Source organism: Caulobacter sp. SRI_008, assembly GCF_057586355.1.
Genome location: NZ_JBYCZS010000066.1, coordinates 1 through 394, shown reverse-complemented (window position 1 = coordinate 394; position 394 = coordinate 1). Strand labels below are relative to the sequence as shown.

Sequence of the window (394 nt, the reverse complement as noted above, 5' to 3'; positions counted from 1 at the left end):
CGCTGGCGGCTGCTGCAGTCGCTGCCGGGCGTGGGGCCGATCGTGGCCGCCAGCCTGGTCATTCGCATGCCCGAGCTGGGCGCCCTCCAGCGTGGCCAGCCCGCCAGCCTGATCGGCGTGGCTCCCTTCGACCGCCAGTCGGGCCAGTGGCGTGGCCAGAGCTTCATCGGCGGCGGACGAAGCCGGCCTCGCCGCATGCTCTACCTCGCCGCCATCGCCGCAAAGCGCTTCGATCCCGGCTTCAAGGCCTTCGCCGACCGCCTGCTCGCGGTCGGCAAACCACCCAAGCTCGCCATCGTCGCCGTCATGCGAAAGCTCATCGAGGCCGCAAACCTCGTCCTCGCACGACAGCAGCCCTGGGTGCGCCAAGCCTGATCAACATGGTTGCTCACCC

At 70.1% G+C, this 394-nt stretch carries 1 protein-coding gene; it reads left to right on the top strand.

What is annotated here, in order from left to right; translation table 11 throughout:
- A partial coding sequence (locus AC2YHT_RS25685) for a transposase (protein ID WP_487292619.1) occupies nt 1–375 on the top strand: 375 nt, incomplete at its 5' end.
- Between the last annotated feature and the right edge of the window lie 19 nt (nt 376–394).